The 14,610-nt window shown below is 64.2% G+C and carries 14 protein-coding genes; 4 read left to right on the top strand and 10 right to left on the bottom strand.

Annotated elements, in window-relative coordinates:
- The first annotated feature begins 210 nt into the window (after positions 1–210).
- Positions 211–1,029: an ATP-binding protein gene (locus BMX92_RS15810; RefSeq protein WP_093018208.1), complete on the top strand. Its 819-nt coding sequence runs from the start codon at positions 211–213 to the stop codon at positions 1,027–1,029.
- Between the two features lie 84 nt (positions 1,030–1,113).
- Here the strand turns inward: BMX92_RS15810 and BMX92_RS15805 are convergent, their stop codons facing one another.
- Positions 1,114–2,439: a PQQ-dependent sugar dehydrogenase gene (locus BMX92_RS15805; RefSeq protein ID WP_093018206.1), complete on the bottom strand. Its 1,326-nt coding sequence runs from the start codon at positions 2,437–2,439 to the stop codon at positions 1,114–1,116.
- Between the two features lie 61 nt (positions 2,440–2,500).
- On the bottom strand, positions 2,501–2,674 hold the full coding sequence (locus BMX92_RS27380) for a hypothetical protein (protein ID WP_177185081.1): 174 nt from the start codon (positions 2,672–2,674) through the stop codon (positions 2,501–2,503).
- Positions 2,675–2,906: 232 nt separating this feature from the next.
- Between BMX92_RS27380 and BMX92_RS15800 the strand changes: the two genes are divergently transcribed.
- Positions 2,907–3,116 (top strand): hypothetical protein, encoded by a 210-nt coding sequence (locus BMX92_RS15800; RefSeq protein WP_177185080.1) that lies wholly within the window; start codon positions 2,907–2,909, stop codon positions 3,114–3,116.
- A 6-nt stretch (positions 3,117–3,122) separates the two neighbouring features.
- On the opposite strand, the gene argC is transcribed toward BMX92_RS15800, so the two are convergent.
- From argC to BMX92_RS15780, 4 genes are read right to left on the bottom strand one after another with little or no spacing between them, the layout of a single operon-like run.
- Complete coding sequence (gene argC, locus BMX92_RS15795; protein WP_093018204.1) at positions 3,123–4,067, bottom strand: N-acetyl-gamma-glutamyl-phosphate reductase; 945 nt, start codon at positions 4,065–4,067, stop codon at positions 3,123–3,125.
- Complete coding sequence (locus BMX92_RS15790; RefSeq protein ID WP_093018203.1) at positions 4,064–4,972, bottom strand: C40 family peptidase; 909 nt, start codon at positions 4,970–4,972, stop codon at positions 4,064–4,066. The genes argC and BMX92_RS15790 overlap by 4 nt, the downstream gene beginning before the upstream one ends.
- On the bottom strand, positions 4,932–5,327 hold the full coding sequence (locus tag BMX92_RS15785) for a MarR family winged helix-turn-helix transcriptional regulator (protein WP_093018201.1): 396 nt from the start codon (positions 5,325–5,327) through the stop codon (positions 4,932–4,934). Before BMX92_RS15785 ends, BMX92_RS15790 begins: the two co-directional genes overlap by 41 nt.
- A gap of 47 nt (positions 5,328–5,374) precedes the next feature.
- On the bottom strand, positions 5,375–6,772 hold the full coding sequence (locus tag BMX92_RS15780) for a leucyl aminopeptidase family protein (RefSeq protein ID WP_093018200.1): 1,398 nt from the start codon (positions 6,770–6,772) through the stop codon (positions 5,375–5,377).
- Between the two features lie 141 nt (positions 6,773–6,913).
- On the opposite strand from BMX92_RS15780, the gene BMX92_RS15775 reads away from it, so the two are divergent.
- Together BMX92_RS15775 and BMX92_RS15770 are read left to right on the top strand one after the other, a co-directional pair.
- Positions 6,914–7,114, top strand: a complete 201-nt coding sequence (locus BMX92_RS15775; RefSeq protein ID WP_093018368.1) for a hypothetical protein — start codon at positions 6,914–6,916, stop codon at positions 7,112–7,114.
- Positions 7,114–7,947: a DUF4163 domain-containing protein gene (locus tag BMX92_RS15770; protein WP_093018199.1), complete on the top strand. Its 834-nt coding sequence runs from the start codon at positions 7,114–7,116 to the stop codon at positions 7,945–7,947. The genes BMX92_RS15775 and BMX92_RS15770 overlap by 1 nt, the downstream gene beginning before the upstream one ends.
- Before the next feature lie 77 nt (positions 7,948–8,024).
- On the opposite strand, the gene rimO is transcribed toward BMX92_RS15770, so the two are convergent.
- The 4 genes from rimO to BMX92_RS15750 all read right to left on the bottom strand — a co-directional run bounded on the left by rimO (position 8,025) and on the right by BMX92_RS15750 (position 14,601).
- Positions 8,025–9,407 (bottom strand): 30S ribosomal protein S12 methylthiotransferase RimO, encoded by a 1,383-nt coding sequence (rimO, locus tag BMX92_RS15765; RefSeq protein ID WP_177185094.1) that lies wholly within the window; start codon positions 9,405–9,407, stop codon positions 8,025–8,027.
- 106 nt (positions 9,408–9,513) lie between these two features.
- Complete coding sequence (locus BMX92_RS15760; protein WP_093018198.1) at positions 9,514–12,336, bottom strand: TonB-dependent receptor domain-containing protein; 2,823 nt, start codon at positions 12,334–12,336, stop codon at positions 9,514–9,516.
- Positions 12,337–12,478: 142 nt separating this feature from the next.
- Positions 12,479–13,537, bottom strand: a complete 1,059-nt coding sequence (locus tag BMX92_RS15755; protein WP_093018197.1) for a potassium channel family protein — start codon at positions 13,535–13,537, stop codon at positions 12,479–12,481.
- Complete coding sequence (locus tag BMX92_RS15750) at positions 13,534–14,601, bottom strand: LysM peptidoglycan-binding domain-containing M23 family metallopeptidase (RefSeq protein ID WP_093018364.1); 1,068 nt, start codon at positions 14,599–14,601, stop codon at positions 13,534–13,536. The genes BMX92_RS15755 and BMX92_RS15750 overlap by 4 nt, the downstream gene beginning before the upstream one ends.
- Positions 14,602–14,610: the final 9 nt, after the last annotated feature.

Here is a 14,610-nt window from a genome sequence, read left to right as displayed (position 1 = left end):
AGTAAAAGGCCATTGCGTAACGACCATGACAAAGTGGGAATATGTGAGTCTGTTTGGAAATGCGCGAAAGAGCGCATTTCAAGAACCGCACCGGCCTTCAAACGAGGCACGTGACTCGTTTGAAGGCCGGTGCGGATGCGCCAGAGGCGCATTTCCAAACAAACTCTAAGGTAACTTGTCGGACGCAGGATCGACGGTTAAGCCGCCGCCATGAGCGAAGCCCTTCTGACCCGCATTGCCGAGGCGCTGGAGCGCCTGGCCCCGCCGCCGCCCGTGTCTGCCGATCTGGCGACCGCATCCGCCTATATATGGGATGGCCATGCCATTCATGCGGTGGAGGCGTTCGCGCCGGTGGATTATGCGCTGCTGAGCGGGATCGACGCCCAGAAGGGCGCGCTGCTGGATAACAGCCGCCGCCATGCCGCCGGCCATGCCGCGCATGACGTATTGTTGTGGGGCGCGCGCGGCACCGGCAAGTCGGCGGTAGTCGCGGGCGTGGTCGGCAAATTGCAGGCGGACGGGCAGGATATCGCCCTGATGCAATGCGCGATCGACGAACTGGCGAGCCTGCCCAAGCTCTTCTCGCTGCTGCGTGCGACGACCCGGCCTTTCATCCTGTTTCTGGACGATCTGGGCTTTGACGGCGATGGTGTGGGCGATGCGCGCGCGCTGCGGTCGCTGTTGCAGGGCGGGACGGCGGCGCGACCGGCCAATGTCCGCCTCTATGTAACGTCGAATCGCCGCCATATCGTGCCGCGGCATCTGGCCGAGCAGGATGATCCGATCAATCCGCGCGACGTGATCGACGACAAGATGGCGCTGTCCGACCGTTTTGGGCTGAGCCTGGGTTTCCATGCGATCGATCAGGACGCCTATGTCGCGATCGTCAGCGGCTATGCCGGCAAGCTGGGCCTCAGCTTCGATCCGCTGGAGGCGATCCAGTGGGCGACCCAGCGCGGCAGTCGTTCGGGCCGCGTGGCCTGGCAATATGTCGTTGAGTTGGCCGGGCGGAATGGTTTGACGATTTAAGGTGGCGTGCTCCTGCGAAAGCAGGAGCCCAGTCGGGAGCGCGGAACTGGGCTCCTGCTTTCGCAGGAGCACCTTGTCCTGTGGCTATTGCCCCTTCGTCACGCGCCAGACGACGCCGCCGACATCGTCGCTGACCAGCAGCGCGCCCTTGGCGTCGGCGGTCACGTCGACCGGGCGGCCATGGGCGGCGCCATCCTTGTCGAGGAATCCGGTCAGAACGTCGACCGGCTTGGCCTTGCCTGCCTCGCCATCGGCAAAGCCGACATAGACGATTTTATAGCCGGCGGCAGGCTTGCGGTTCCAGCTACCGTGCAGGCCGACAAAGGCGCCGTCGGTATAGGGTGCACCCAACTGCACCTTGTCGGCGAAGGTCAGGCCGAGCGGGGCGACATGGTTGCCCAGCGCATAGTCGGGACGCTTGGTATATTCGCGGATTTCCGGGCGCTGCGGCTGCACGCGGCGATCCTCATACCCGCCCCAGTAATTCCACGGCCAGCCATAGAAAGCGCCAAATTCCACGCGGGTCAGATAGTCGGGGACGAGATCGCCGCCCAGCATGTCGCGTTCATTGACCACGCCCCACAATTCGCCACTCTTGGGTTCGAAGGCGAGGCCGACCGGGTTGCGCAGGCCGGAGGCGAAGATGCGTTTGTAGCCGGTCCTGGGATTGACTTCGAGGACGAGCGCGCGGCCCTTCTCCACTTCCAGTCCATTGTCGCCGATATTGCTGTTGGAGCCGACGCCGACATAGAGCAGCCCCTGCGGGCTGGCGACGAGAGACTTGGTCCAGTGCTGATTGGGCGCCTGAGCGGGCAGGTCCAGGATCTTGCGGCCCTTGTCGCTGATCTTGGTATCGCCTTCCTTATAGGGGAAGGCCATCAGCGCATCGGTGTTCGCGACATAGAGGGTTTCGCCGATCAGCGCCATGCCATAAGGCGAGTTGAGGCCGGTCAGGAAAGCGGTCTTGGTCTCCGCCTTGCCATCGCCATCGACATCCCGCAACAGGGTGATGCGATTGGCGGAGGGGACGCCGGCGCCCGCCTTGTTCATCAGATAGTTCATCACCCGGTTGACGATGCCGGTTTCGGGGCGGGGCGGGCTGTTGGTTTCGGCCACCAATATGTCGCCATTGGGCAGGCGCAGCATTGAGCGCGGATGGGCGAGGCCATCGGCATAGCGGGCGACCGTCAGCCCTTTGGCCGCGACCGGCTGTTCATTGCCCTTCCAGGGTTTCACTTCGGCGATGTTGACCGTGGGCAGCATCTCGCTGCGCGGGGCGGTGAACACCGGCTCCTTGCCCGTATCGGCGCCGGCGGGCAACTGGGCCTTATCGCCCTGTGCCAGATAGAGGAAGGTGCCGCCGGCCAGAGCCAGAGCGACGAGTGGCAGGACGATGAAATGTTTGTTCATGCGCTCCCGTCTAAATCGGGGCGCAGCGCCGGGCAAGGCGGATACGCAGGTGCTGTAACGCTTATTTGTCGCGTTCGCGCAGCCAGAGCAGCAGGGCGATCGCGACGCCGATGCCGGCTCCCGCCAGCAGCCCGATGCTCGGCTGGCCCATAAATCCGCCGACGATGGCGCCGCCCAGGATCAGGAAAGCGATGATCGCGCCAGCGCCGGTCGGATTCTTCTTGCCCGTGGTCATGGATCGGGTTTTGCCATGGGCAGTGCGGGAAGGCCAGTGGCTTTGTCCCGGCATCGGTGGTGCGCCATTTCCGGACCATATGCCCCATATCGGGATGGATGCGTCAATATGGGACTTGGCTAATGGAGGGTTTACCCTCGTGCCCCGCCATGTGAGCCAAAGCATTGAAATGGCACGGAGATTGAATGGCTTCTTCCACTAAAATGTCGAAAAGACAATGAGCGGGGTTGCAATGCAGGTGCCATATCTGTCGGGTCGCAAGACCTATGAGGACGCTGCCGAACTGATGGCGCTGTTCGGGGCCAATGCCGGCTATGAAGCGGCGGCTCGCGCCGATCGCAGCCTGGATCAGGGCAATCATATCCATTTCTGCCACTGGCGGCAGATTGAAAGGCTGATCGTGCTGCTGACGCACGACCAGCCACTCGGCACCATTCACTAAAGGCTTTTACAGCCGCAGGCCTGCCGTTTCGGGGAGGCCTGCCAATATGTTGAGATTCTGCACGGCGGCGCCCGCAGCGCCCTTGCCCAGATTGTCGAGCGCCGCCACCAGCCGCGCCTGACCCCGATCTTCATTGCCGAAGACGAACAGGGCGAGCCGGTCGGTTGCGCCGACATGTTCCAGCGTGACATTGCCCATGGCGGCGCTGTCTTCCGAGGAGGCGACGCTGACGATCGGCGATCCGGCATAAGCGCCGGCCAGCGCATCCTGAATGGCGGCGACAGAGGGTGTGCCGGGCATGGCGCGCAGTTGCAGCGGCACTTCCACGATCATGCCGCGATAGGCATTGGCGACGGCCGGCGCGAAGAGCGGCGGATGGGCGAGGCCGGAATAGCGAGTCATTTCCGGCACATGCTTGTGCCCAAGGCCGAGGCCATAGGGCAGAAAAGCGCTGGGTGCGCCCGTATCGCCCTCATAATCGGCGATCATCGCCTTGCCGCCGCCCGAATAGCCCGAAGCGCCCGACACCGTCACCGGCCAGTCGGCAGGGAGCAGGCCAGCCAGCACCAGCGGACGCACCAGCGCCAGGAAGCCGGTGGGCCAGCACCCCGGATTGGCGACGAAGCGGCTGTTCGCCAGCACGTCCCGATGGCCCGGCTCCAGTTCGGGGAAGCCATAGGTCCAGCCATCCGCGACGCGATGGGCGGTCGATGCGTCGATGACACGGGTGGTGTCATTGTCGATGAGCGACACGGCCTCGCGCGCGGCATCGTCCGGCAGGCAGAGGATGACGATGTCGGCGGCGTTCAGCGCGTCGCGCCGCGCACCGGCATCCCGGCGCTTTTCCTCCGGCACGGTGATCAGCGACAGTTCGGGGCGACCAGCCAGCCGGTCGGCGATTTCGATGCCGGTGGTGCCGTGACCGCCGTCGATGAAGATGTTCGTGGTCATGGCGTCAATCTCCGCCGGGCGACGATGGGCTGGATATGGGCGTCGGCAAGGCGCGCGACGACATCCGCCAGAGGCTCTTCCACCACCGCCATCCAATGAGCGTTGGCATGGAGCAGGGTCTTGCCATCGGTCATGATGCCGACATGGCCCGGAAAGAAGATGATGTCGCCGCGCCGGAGCGCCGCATCGCTTTCGATCGGCGCGCCGATGCCTTCGCATTGCAGGTCCGTGTCGCGAGGGGCGAAGATGCCCGCCCGGGCGAGGGCGATCTGGACGAGGCCGGAACAGTCGATGCCGCGATGACCGCGCCCGCCCCAGACATAGGGCTGGCCGATATAGGATTGCGCGACTGTGACCCAGTCGGCTGGGCGCGCATCGACCGGTTCTACATGACGGGCGTGGATATAGCCTTCGGCGCAGACGACGAAATCGCCCTGCGTCTCGCCGGTGAAGGTCGCGCCGCACGGCCAATAGTCCGCGATCGGCGACTTGATGTCGGCCGCGCTGAACAGCGGCGCCGTCTTCGCGACGATCCGGTGGGTCGGCGTTTCCAGCAGGTCCAGCGCGTCGCGGCGGATATAGCCGACATAGCCGTCATGGCCGCAAAAGCCCCATGCCCAGTCCGTGGTCACGTCCAGCGCATGGAAGGTTTCGCCGCGCAGCAATTCGCTGACCGCTTCGGCAGTGGGCGACGTGCTGGAGAAGATGGGCGCGCCCGGCGCAATGCAGGTGAAGGCCACCGCGCGGGCATAATGGGCGGAGAAGAGAACGCCGGCGAGCGCCAGATCGGCCAGATCGCCGCGCGCGGCATGGACACGGCGGTCGAGCGCGACCGAACGGCCGTCAAGCTTGAACCGGGTTCTTTCAGGCGGTCCGTTCCGCATGGGGGTGTTGATGCCTATCATCGCGCGCGGTTCCTGCGATGAAATGGTGAAAGGCGTCAAGGAATTCCGCCCCTTTTGAGGTCCGGGTGATGAAAATATTACGACGGTCCGCCGCATCGCGCTCCCGGCGGAGGTAGCCGAGCGCCGAAAGCTTGTTGAGCGCGCGGGTGATGACGGGCTTCGACACATGCAGCGCCTCGGCAAGGCCGCGCACCGTATGCGGGCCGGAACCGATATAGACGGTCATCATCAACGCCATCTGCCGGTTGGTCAGGTCCGGCCTGCCCGATCGGACATAGTCTACCAGAGTTCGCATCCAATGGCCCAAAGGCTGGATGCCGGGACGTTCGATATCGGTGGCTGAATGGGCGTTCATGCGGGCTTAACGCATGATTCCCAATCCGGTTGCGTAACGGACGGCGACTATCCGCCGCGTCCGTAGCGTTGCTGTAACAGGCGGAAAACGGCGCGCAATCCCAACGCTTCACCGCCCTTTGGCCGACCGGGCCGGGGGGAGGGGCGCCAGGCGAAGGTGTCCAGGTGCAGCCAGGGCGTATCGTCCGGCACGAAGCGCTTGAGGAACAGGGCGGCGGTGATCGAACCGGCAAAGCCGCCTTCGCCCGCATTGTTGATGTCCGCGACGTCGGATTTCAACATGTCGGCATAGCCATCCCACAGCGGCAGGCGCCAGGTCGGGTCGTCCACTTCCGTTCCGGCGGTGGCGATCTGCGCGGCCAGCGCTTCGTCATTGGCGAAGAGGGCGGGCAGGTCGGGACCGAGGGCAACGCGCGCCGCGCCGGTCAGGGTCGCGAAATCGATGATGAGGTCGGGCTTGTCCTCGCCCGCACGGGTCAGGGCGTCGCCCAGCACCAGACGCCCTTCGGCATCGGTGTTGCCGATTTCGACGCTCAGACCCTTGCGGGTGCGGAGAATGTCGCCGGGGCGGAAGGCATTGCCGCTGATGGCATTTTCCGCCGCCGCGATCAGCAGGTGCAGTCGCACCGGCAGGCGCGCGGCCATCACCAGTTCCGCCAGCGCCAGCGCATGGGCGGCCCCGCCCATATCCTTCTTCATCAGGCGCATGCCCGAGGAGGGCTTGATATCCAGACCGCCGCTGTCGAAGCAGATGCCCTTGCCCACCAGCGCCAGTCGCGGATGGGCGGGATCACCCCAGTCGAGTTCGATGAGGCGCGGGGCGAAGACCTTGTCCGCCGCCTTGCCGACGGCGTGGATCATCGGATAGCCTTGTTCCAGCGCATCGCCGCGCGTGACGGTGACGGTCGCGCCGAAGGATTTGGCGACGCTTTCCGTCGCCTTTTCCAGATCGGGCGGCCCCATGTCGGCGGCGGGCGTGTTGACGAGGTCGCGCACCAGCGCCACGGCCTTTGCCAGTTGCACGGTCTGGTCGACCCGCGCGACATCCCCCGTCAGCAGCACGCGCGGGCCGGCGGGCATATCATCGCTGCGATAGCGATCGAACCGATATTGGCCGGTCAGCCAGCCAAGGCCCGCCGCGCCGATCGATCCTTCCGCCAGACGATAGCTGCCTTCGGGCAGCGTTTCGGCGAGGCGCGCGAGGCACCAGGGGCCAAGGGCCTCCTTGTCCGCGACGCCTGCCACGACGGACCAGTCGTCCGCGCCGCTGCCGGGCAGGATCGCCTGTTCTCCGGCCTTGCCCCGGAACTTCTGCGCGGAGACGATGGCGCGTGCCGGCGCTGGCTGGGCGGCAAGCCAGGCATCGAAGCCTTTCGCTTCAATCAGATGGATCGAACGGGCAGGCTGCTGGTTGTCTGCTTTGAGAAGGTCGGCAAGGTCGGTCATGGCGCGGGTGTAGGGGAAAGCGGTTGGCGAAGGGAAGGGCAAAATTCATCGCGCCCATCGCACGACCGGCCCATTCTTCCTTTGCGAAACTGACCGCAGAGGCCTAGATTCTCAGGCATATAAAAGAGAAGGAGATGGATGATGCTATATGGTGACGACCGCAGCCTTCAGGCGGCGCGGGCGCGGGCCTATGCGCTCGCGGAAACCGGGCAATATGACAATAGCAATGCCGTGCAACAGGCGTTGATCGCCGAGGGCTGGTCCAATGCCGGCCGGGCGATGGACAGCGACTATGCGCGCAAGGCTGTGGGTGAACGCTGCCGCGCGGCGCAGGCCCACTGATGCGGAACGGGGGGCTGGGGTTCGCTGCGATGCTGTTGCTCGCCGCCTGTTCGCCATCATCTGAACAATCGGCGTCTGAACAGGCGGCCGGGAACGCCTCCGCCAATGCTGCGGCGTCCCGCTATGCCGACAGGATGTCGGGCACGCCCCAGCCTCCGCCGCCCGCCAAGGCCTTTGCCCTGGCGGAGAAAAATGATTTCCTCGAATTCGCTTACGCCTATCCAGGGCAGGCGGCCGCGATCCCGGCGCTTGTTGACAAGTTCGGCAAGGAAGCGGCTTCCGCCAAAGCGGATGCGCTGAAAATGGCGAAGGACGACAGCGCGGCGGCCAAAAAGTCGGGCTTTCCGTTCCGCGCGCACAGTCTGGATAGAAAGTGGAGCGTCGAGGCGGACACGCCGCGCTTCCTGTCGCTCGAATCCCAGACTTATGTCTATACCGGCGGTGCGCATGGCATGACCGGCTATGACGTTGTGCTGTGGGACAGAGCGCGCCATCGCGAGACCAGCGTCAAGGCGCTGATGACGACGCCCGCCGCCTTCGCCACCGCGATCCGCGAACCTTTCTGCAAGGAACTGGATCGACAGCGTGCCGAAAAGCGCGGCGCGCCGGTGGTGCGGGGGGATGATCCCTTTACCCAATGTATCGATCCGATGGCGGAAGTGATCGTGCCGACATCGAAAGACGGCAAGCTGATCGACGCCATGACCGTGGTGGTCGGCCCCTATAGCGCCGGCCCCTATGCGGAGGGCAGCTATGACGTGGTGCTGCCCATAGACGCGGCGATGCGCAAGGCGATCAAGACCGAGTATCAGGACGGGTTTGCGGGCAAGTAAGGCTGTGCTCCTGCGAAAGCAGGAGTCCAGTTGAAACGGTGGAACTGGGCTCCTGCTTTCGCAGGAGCACGTTAGTCTTAGACCGGCACGCCGTACAGATCATGATCGTCGGCGTCCTCGATCAGCACGTCGAACATGTCGCCGGCCTGACGGCCTTCGCCCACGTCACGCAGGAATACGTTGCCGTCGATTTCCGGCGCATCGGCCTGACTGCGGGCAGTGGCGCCGATGCTGCCATCTTCCTCGTCCGGTTCGCCGACTTCGTCGAGGATCACGGGCAGGACACGGCCGACCTTCGCCTGCAACTTGGCGGCGCTGATCGCGGCGGTCTTTTCCATGATCCGCTGATAGCGTTCTTCCTTGACCTCTTCGGGCACGGCGCCCGGCAAGGCGTTGGCAGGCGCACCCTCGACCGGTTCGAAGCGGAAGGCGCCGACACGGTCGAGTTGCGCTTCTTCCAGCCAGTCGAGCAGATATTGGAAATCGGCCTCCGTCTCGCCGGGGAAGCCGACGACGAAGCTGGAGCGGATCGCGATATCGGGGCAGATGTCGCGCCACTTGCGGATACGGTCCAGCACCTTGGCTTCATTGGCCGGGCGCTTCATCGCCTTCAGCACTGACGGCGAAGCATGCTGGAAGGGAATGTCGAGATAGGGCGTAAGCAGCCCTTCGGCCATCAGCGGGATGACCTGATCGACATGGGGATAGGGATAGACATAGTGGAGCCGTACCCACGGCGCCTTGCCGTCGGCGGTGCGCAGTTGCCCCAGTTCGCGCGCCATGTCGGTCATGTGCGCGCGGACCTCGCGGCCCTTCCACATGCGCGGATCATGCCGGGTATCGACGCCATAGGCCGACGTATCCTGGCTGATGACCAGCAATTCCTTGGTGCCGGCCGCGACCAGCTTCTCCGCCTCGCGCAGCACCGCGTCGATGCGCCGCGACACCAGATCTCCCCGGATAGAGGGGATGATGCAGAAGGAGCAGCGGTGATTGCAGCCCTCTGAAATCTTGAGATAGCTGTAATGGCGCGGGGTCAATTTCAGCCCGCCTTCGGGCACCAGGTCGATGAAGGCGTTCGGGATAGGCGGCGATGCGTCATGCACCGCATTGACCACCTGCTCATATTGATGCGCGCCGGTCACGGCCAGAACCTGCGGGAATTTCGCCCGGATCACATCCGCCTCGTCACCCATGCAGCCGGTCACGATGACGCGGCCATTTTCGGCCATCGCCTCGCCGATCGCCTCCAGCGATTCTTCCTTGGCGGAATCGAGGAAGCCGCAGGTGTTGACCAGCACGACGTCGGCGCCGGCATAGTCGGCGGACATCTGATAGCCGTCGGACCGCAGCTTGGTCAGGATACGTTCGGAGTCGACCAGATTCTTGGGACAGCCGAGCGAAACCATGCCGATTTTCGGCGCGTCTGGGATTTTGGTTGCCATGATCGCCGCGCACATAGGGATTTTTGCGCCAAATGTCACGGGGGCGTCATGCATGTTGGTCGCAAAGAAAAAGGGCGCGCTTTGATAGCGCGCCCTTCCATTCGATAAGCGACTGGATCGCTTACATTTTATAGGACAGGCGCAGATAGCCGAATTGCCCCGGCACATCATAGCTGGTCGTATCGAAGTTCGCGCCGTCACAGGTGCCGCACAGCGGCGGGTCCTGATTGAACAGATTGTTGACACCCAGCGTGAAGCGCGCGCGGTGGTCCATCCAGTCGGGCGAGAAATAGGCCTGAATGTCGCCATAGAAGGTCGCCTTCATGACGTTGCCGTCGCCTTCGGTGACTTTGCTCAGATAGCGGCCGGTGAAGGACAGGCCATAGCCTTCGGTCGAATAGTCCAGCGTCGCATTCGCCTTGAAGTGGGGATAGGCCTGATCGCTCGACCCGCAGCGTTCCGTGCCAGCGCATTTGATGGTCGGCGCGCCCAGATCGGCTGGCGGCTTGATATTATACTTCAGCAGATAGGCGGCGTTGACATTCAGGCCGATCGATCCGTTGCCGACCATCTTCGAACGATAGTTCAGCGTGCCGTCGATACCGTCGGTTTCGATCGCGTTGAGGTTCTGGAGCACGCCGTTGATGCCGGCCACCGCGCCGCTGCCGGTGCGGGTGATCGCGGCGCAACTGATCGGATCAGCCTCGAACGCGCAGCGTTGCAGCGTGAGCGAGGCGGGGACCGAGTCGATCGCATTCTTCAGCGTGATGGTGTAATAATTGACCTCGATGCTGAACTGGCTGGCGAAACTGTCGCGCGCCCAGGCCGGGCTATAGACGCCGCCCGCTGTCCAGGTCTTGGACGTTTCCGGCTTCAGGCCGGTAAAGCCCTGCGAGAAGACGCCAAGCTGGCCGCCCTGCGGTTCGGCATAGCTGCCATTTTCCGGCACGCCATTGGCGATACAGTTGGCCCGCACGGTGGCATTGGTCTGCCAGGCGCTGCCCGGCACATTGGTGCAGGGGTCGTTGATCGTCGCGTCGGTGCGGGAGCGACCGGCATAAAGCTCGCCGATGCTGGGCGCGCGCAGGCTTTCGGCATAGCCGCCGCGCAGCAACAGGTCACGGGTTGGTTTCCACAGGCCTGACACGGTGTAGGTCGTGTTGCTGCCGAAGCTGCTATAATTGGAATGGCGCACCGCGCCGTCCAGCTCCAGCTTCTGGAAGAAGGGCGTATTGGCGAGGATCGGGATGCGAATTTCGCCATAGACTTCATCGACGTTGAAGCCGCCGCGCGCGGGACTGGTCGGCACGTCCGCGCCCAGACCTGCGGTAATGATCGGATCGGGCGTGTAGGACGCCTGCTGGTCGCGATGTTCATAACCAATCGCGAAGCCCACGGCACCGGCCGGCAGGTCGAACAGGTCGCCTGACAGGTTGGCGGTGACGTCCCACAATTCCTGTTCGCTGCGGTCACGCTCGTCAAAAGTCACATAGTCGAGCATCGCCTGGGTGATGGAGCCAGCGCCGCCGAAGATGTTGAACGGCACGCAGGCGCCGGTGCAGTCTGCGACCGGGCCGAGCGCCTGCGCCAGCTTGGCGGCATTCAGGTTGCCGGTGAAGGTCTGGTGCGCATTGTTGGTGCCGTAACTGCCGTTGACGTCCCAATACCATTTATGCTCGCCGACATCGAATGTGCCCTCCAGCGTCGCCGCCATCGTCAGCGTGTCGACTTCCTGGCTGAAGATGCGCGGCCCGCCTTCGACAAAGCGGCGACGGATCGTCGAATAATTGGCCTCCGATCCGTCCGCCCCGGACGACAGGGTGACGCCGAACGGGTTGTAGGGATTGGTGGAATGGACCGAAATGGTGTCGAGCAGATTGCCGTTGCCCGCATCCGGCCCGATGAACAGCGGCAGGAAAGCGGCCTGCGTGGTGGATTCGCGATGCTGATAGACCAGCCGGGTGCGCAGGCTGACCGCGTCGGAAAATTCGAACTTGCCGTTCAGGAAGGCGCCATAGCGTTCGGACGGGGTGAGCAGATAATTATAAGGCGCGAAGTTGAAGGAGTCGGTCGAGCTATTATAGGCGCGATAGTCGCTCTCCACCGGCGCGCGACCGATGATCGGATTACTGAGCGTCAGGCTGCGGCCCAGCACGTCGTAACGGCCATTGGGCGTGGCGCTGGAACAGCCGCCATCGGCACAACTGCTGCCGCCTGCGGCGGGCCATTGCGATATGGAGCGGTCGGCGGTGCTGACGCCTTCCTGCTTCACATAATTGCCGCCCAAGACGACCGATACGCGATCGGACTGGATGCCGTAGCTGGCGTTGATGTCGTAGGTGTGGCCGTCGCCCGCGCGATAGGTGCCGAACTGGGCCGACATGTCGAGGCCCTTTTGCGACTGGCGGGTGATGATGTTCACCACGCCCGCCACCGCGTCCGAACCATAAAGCGGGGAGGCGCCCGATTGCAGCACTTCCACCCGCTCGATCATGCTTTGCGGGATGGTGTTGAGGTCGACCGAGGCCGGGATGCCGCCCGCCGCCGATCCGTTGACGTAACGCATGCCGTCCACCAGCACGAGCGTCCGCTTGGCGCCCAGATAGCGCAGGTCGATTTCGGCCGAGCCGGAGCTGACGCCGGTGCCATCGGGCGGGCCGCCGATATTACCGGCATTATTGGTCTTGGTGTTGAGGCCGCCGGCCGCGCTGGGGATGCGTTGCAGCACATCGGCGATCGAGGTCAGGCCGGTGCGGGCGATCGCCTGCTGGTCGACCGTGACGATCGGCTTGTCCTGCTCCAGCGGGTTCTGGCGGATGCGGGAACCGGTGACGATGATGGCGGTGCCATCGTCGGCCTGTGGTTCGACTTGGGCAAAGGCGGGAATGGTCCAGGCGACGACCGACAGGACGACGCCACATTGCAAGGCACTTTTAAACCGCATGTTACACCCCTCTATAAGACCGGTGAGGGGAGTGTTTCCGTTCTACTACAGCAAGGCAATTGGGGCGGGATGAATGTAGCGCGAATTTTGCAATATGTTGCCGGTTCGCAACAAGTGCGAACGGTCTGTCTCCGCTGATGCTCTATTCGTCGGCAGGCGCCTTCCGATCCTGTCCTTCGTCCACGATCTCGATGATGCAGTCGCCGGTCTGGAGCCTTTGCGCCGCTTCTTCCCAGAAACCGATCGGCCGGTCATCGCGATAGATACGCACGCCAAGGCCGGTGCGGATGGCGGACAAGGGGCCGCCGATTTCCTGCGGCAGGACAGAGCGTTCGTTCAGCTTCACCCGCCCGCCCGACGCCGCCAGATCTGCCATATAATCGGCGATATGCCGGCCGCTGGTGCTACCCGCCAGCAGCAGACCGGCGAAGCTGACCGGGTTGATCACCGTGGTCGCGCCCGCCTGCCGTGCAGGCAATTCATTATCTTCATTGCGCACGACGATGCTGATCGGCAGGCGCGGGGCGAGGTGTCGGGCGGTGAGCGTGATCAGGATCGACGTGTCGTCGCGCCCGGCCGACACGATCATGCTGCGGGCGCGGTGGATGGCCACGTCCTTCAGGGTCCGGTCGCGGGTGGAATCGCCGCATAATATGTTGCAGCCCTGCGCTTCGGCCAGCGCCAGCGCCTTTTCGCTGCCGTCGATCACGACGATTTCGCGCGGGTCTACACCGCGCGCCAGCAGTTCGTTCACCGCTTCCTGCCCGCTGGTGCCGAAACCGGTGACGATGATGTGATTATGCAGGTCTGCCTGAATACGCGCCATGCGCCACCTGTAGAGGATGTTGCGGAAAAAGAGATTATAGGCCGTGCCAAGGAAGATCAGCCAGACGAACAGCCGGATCGGCGTCACGAAAATCGATTCGAACAGCCGCGCCTCGGGCGTGACCGGCACGATATCGCCATAGCCGACCGTGGTGACGGTTACCGTGGTGAAATAGAGGACATCGATGAAACTGATCTGGTTGTCATAATTGTCCTTCAGCCCGTCGCGCCCGAACCAGTGGAGCGCCAGCACCACGCCGATCAGCCCGGACACCAGCCCCACGCGCCATGTCAGGTCCGCCCAGATCGGCAGGCCGGACCGGCGCCGCAGGAAACCGGCCGTGGGGGAGGAGGGCTGCGGCCGGTCGATCCTCATGCCGGGGGAAGCTGCCCGATGGGGTTCACCGGCACGCGATCCTTGCGCAGTTCGAAATGCAGCTTGGGCTTGCTGGCATAGCCGGTGTCGCCGGTCAGGCCGATGACCTGGCCCTTGCTGATCTTTTGCCCGCGTACGACATCGACCCGGCTGGCATGGCCATAGGCGCTGACCCAACTGCCGCCATGGTTGATCAGCACCAGGCCGCCGAACACCGCCACCTTGTCTCCGGCATAGGCGACGACGCCGTCGGCCGATGCGCGGATCGGCGTGCCGACCGGCGCGGCAATGTCGATGCCATTATTCTTCGCGCCGCTTTCGCCGGGGCCGAAGCGGGACAGGATCATGCCCTTGACCGGCCAGGCGAAGCTGCCGGCGAAACGGGCGGGCTGGGCGATGGGCACATTGGTCGGCAATGGTTTGGTGCCGGTCGATGCCGCCAGACGGGGCGTATTGTCGGCAATGGCGGGCTGGCCGCCGGTCAGCACATCGTCAATATCGATGCGGAAGGCGGCGGCGCGCCGTTCCATGCTCGGCGGCACGCTCGGCGACGGGGTGGCGCTGGCGCCGGGCAGCAACAGGCGCTGGCCCCGCCGCAGCACATAGGGTTCCTCCAGCCCGTTCTCGTCGACAATCTGCCGCCACGGCACGCCATAGGTCGATGCGATGGCGATGCCCGTCTCGCCTTCCGCCACCAGATGATAGCGGCCGCCGGGGATGGCCAGCCTTTGCCCCGCGCGCAGCATATAGGGCGCGATCAGGCCATTGGCCCGCGCGATCGCTTCGGAGCCTGCGCCGGTGCGATTGCCCACGCCGCGCAGGGTATCGCCGGGCTGCACGACATAGGTGGACGCCGTAACCGGCCGGGCATTGGCGGCGACCTGCTGCGCGGTCCAGACCGGTTCGGGCTCGGCCAGCTTCACGGTCGAGGCGTCCCCGTCCATCCGGGGCGGCGGGGTGTAGGACGGCGCGGGTTCGGCGCGATCAGCCTGATGGGGAATGCAACCGGCCAGCATCAGCGAACCGGAGGACAGGATGAGAAGAGAGAAAGGCAGGCGCTGCATCGGCATCCG

The organism is Sphingobium sp. YR768, assembly GCF_900111125.1.
In the GTDB taxonomy this organism is placed as follows: Bacteria; Pseudomonadota; Alphaproteobacteria; order Sphingomonadales; family Sphingomonadaceae; genus Sphingobium.
The sequence above is the reverse complement of the archived record's forward strand: the minus strand, read 5'-3'. Positions and strand labels throughout refer to the sequence as shown.

Coding starts and splice junctions, on each gene's coding strand:
- BMX92_RS15810 (WP_093018208.1), top strand. CDS start 211: ATGAGCGAAGCCCTTCTGACCCGCATTGCCGAGGCGCTGGAGCGCCTG.
- BMX92_RS15805 (WP_093018206.1), bottom strand. CDS start 2,439: ATGAACAAACATTTCATCGTCCTGCCACTCGTCGCTCTGGCTCTGGCC.
- BMX92_RS27380 (WP_177185081.1), bottom strand. CDS start 2,674: ATGACCACGGGCAAGAAGAATCCGACCGGCGCTGGCGCGATCATCGCT.
- BMX92_RS15800 (WP_177185080.1), top strand. CDS start 2,907: ATGCAGGTGCCATATCTGTCGGGTCGCAAGACCTATGAGGACGCTGCC.
- argC (WP_093018204.1), bottom strand. CDS start 4,067: ATGACCACGAACATCTTCATCGACGGCGGTCACGGCACCACCGGCATC.
- BMX92_RS15790 (WP_093018203.1), bottom strand. CDS start 4,972: ATGATAGGCATCAACACCCCCATGCGGAACGGACCGCCTGAAAGAACC.
- BMX92_RS15785 (WP_093018201.1), bottom strand. CDS start 5,327: ATGAACGCCCATTCAGCCACCGATATCGAACGTCCCGGCATCCAGCCT.
- BMX92_RS15780 (WP_093018200.1), bottom strand. CDS start 6,772: ATGACCGACCTTGCCGACCTTCTCAAAGCAGACAACCAGCAGCCTGCC.
- BMX92_RS15775 (WP_093018368.1), top strand. CDS start 6,914: ATGCTATATGGTGACGACCGCAGCCTTCAGGCGGCGCGGGCGCGGGCC.
- BMX92_RS15770 (WP_093018199.1), top strand. CDS start 7,114: ATGCGGAACGGGGGGCTGGGGTTCGCTGCGATGCTGTTGCTCGCCGCC.
- rimO (WP_177185094.1), bottom strand. CDS start 9,407: ATGTGCGCGGCGATCATGGCAACCAAAATCCCAGACGCGCCGAAAATC.
- BMX92_RS15760 (WP_093018198.1), bottom strand. CDS start 12,336: ATGCGGTTTAAAAGTGCCTTGCAATGTGGCGTCGTCCTGTCGGTCGTC.
- BMX92_RS15755 (WP_093018197.1), bottom strand. CDS start 13,537: ATGAGGATCGACCGGCCGCAGCCCTCCTCCCCCACGGCCGGTTTCCTG.
- BMX92_RS15750 (WP_093018364.1), bottom strand. CDS start 14,601: ATGCAGCGCCTGCCTTTCTCTCTTCTCATCCTGTCCTCCGGTTCGCTG.